This window comes from Mesorhizobium sp. M7A.F.Ca.CA.001.08.2.1, assembly GCF_003998455.1.
Lineage (GTDB): Bacteria > Pseudomonadota > Alphaproteobacteria > Rhizobiales > Rhizobiaceae > Mesorhizobium > Mesorhizobium ciceri.
This window is the reverse complement of sequence record NZ_RZPW01001028.1, coordinates 1-1,736: the sequence shown is the minus strand read 5'-3', so window position 1 is coordinate 1,736 and position 1,736 is coordinate 1. Positions and strand designations below refer to the sequence as shown.

Genomic DNA, 1,736 nt, shown 5'->3' with positions numbered 1-1,736 from the left:
AACCGGCGTCGCTCTGAGTTACCGCGGCTTTGTTGCCAATGAGGCGGCGGACTCAATGGACCTTGTCCTTGCGAGTGCCCCCTTCTTTATGATCGCGATTGCCGAGCTGACGAAAATCCCAATCGCCACACTTCTGTTCGGCGCCTCGTGGATTTGGAAACCTGTTATCCTGGCGTTTCTACTCGTGTTGGCCGGCATCACTTTTGAGACAGTTCTACTCGGATTGGAGCGCGCCAGCACAATGCGGGAGGTGCAGTATGCCAACTTCGCCAACCAAACCAAAACACTCCAGCAAGAGCTCGAGAATCTCAAGGCGGCAGCCGAAAGTTTGCGAAACAGTGACGACGAGGCAAAGGCCGGAGCGATCTGGAGCAGCTCAGTGGATTGGCTGACACCGAGCGCGACAAATTGCGTGCCCGGATAACTGAGGTTGACGAAGAGCTGCAGGCCGCAACCACCCTTTCACCTGCGGCTGCGCGAGCCAAAGAACTTCTCGAGGAGAAACAAGCAGCGCTAAGCGCGCTGGTGGAACGGCGCGATCGAGAGATCAAGGACGCCGTGGAGCAGTTCGAGCGACAGCGGGATAGCTACGTTGATCGCGTAAAGAGCGCGCGCGAAACGGGCGACCTTGCATCAGTGCAGCGCAACGAAGAAGGGCTGAACAAACTAACTAATCCGCGGCTCAAAAAAGAGGCTGAATTCGCGCCGAAATTGGCCGAATTGGAGCCCGCAGTCGCCGCAGCCCGCACCGAATATGAGAGGCTGCGACAAGATAGTCCTCCGATGACCCTCCAAGACAAACAACGCCTTGAGGCTAGGCGAAACGATCTGGAGAAGCTCTATGATGGCACCGCGGCCGATTGGGACCGTAAGCTTGACGAGGCACGTACCGCGCTAGCGGCCGCTCAGGAAGTCGCAACTCGCAAGTCGGAAACGCTCGCCAAGAACCAGCAGCGGCAAGAGGCCATCGCGACGGAACTCAGCCGCCTGGAAACAGAGCGCCTCCCGGTCGCTCGCAACGATCAGATTCGTAGGCTGGCAGCTCGCTGGTACGGGCAGAAGCCAGAAGACGTTACGGACGCTCAGGCCGGCACGGTATCGACGATCTGGTTTGCCTCGCTTGCATTCATCGCCGCACTAGCGGGGCCGATCACGGCGATGGTTGCGCTGGCCCTGCAACGCATCGGCGCACAACCCGAAGTTCAGCGTGACAGCAAACTCTCGCGTTTGTTGCGCCGAATGCTGTTACGCTGGCGGTGGCGCCGTGTCCGAAAGGTACTCGTGCAGGTGCCTTTTGACAGACAGGGAGAAAAGCGCGTCGAGGTTCCTGTCGAAGTCGAGAAGGTTGTCAAAGAGATCCTCTATGTGCCTATCCTTACTGACGACCCGGAGGCGTTGCGCCGGGCATTGGATCGGGAACTGCCTCCAGAAGTAATCGATGTGGTGAAGGTTTCTGCAAAAGGGCAATACGACCAACTAGAGAAAGACTTGGAAGGTGAACTGAAATTAGACCTTGACCAGCCGGCAACGAGGGCAAAACGGGGTGGTAGACGTGCTCGTACGACATAACACCAAGCTTCTCGAACAGGCGATCGATCTGCAGATCAAACGGTCGGCCATTCCAACTCTGCAAGCAGAAGCAGCTGCGCACGACAAGATCGCTCGCGCCAATGCATTTCGGCGAATGGCTAGCGGCGCTGCCATCGCAATGGCCGCTATTGGGATTGGTGTGGGTG

The 1,736-nt window shown here is 57.8% G+C and carries 3 protein-coding genes; all 3 read left to right on the top strand.

Translation table 11 applies throughout. The features are described 5' to 3' along the window. A partial coding sequence (locus EN914_RS34350; RefSeq protein WP_206527304.1) for a hypothetical protein occupies positions 1 to 424 on the top strand: 424 nt, incomplete at its 5' end. Continuing rightward, complete coding sequence (locus tag EN914_RS34345; protein WP_127389633.1) at positions 385 to 1,569, top strand: hypothetical protein; 1,185 nt, start codon at positions 385 to 387, stop codon at positions 1,567 to 1,569. The genes EN914_RS34350 and EN914_RS34345, both read left to right, overlap by 40 nt. Beyond that, positions 1,553 to 1,736: hypothetical protein (locus EN914_RS38825; protein WP_206527303.1), on the top strand; the 184-nt coding region annotated here is incomplete at its 3' end. The genes EN914_RS34345 and EN914_RS38825, both read left to right, overlap by 17 nt.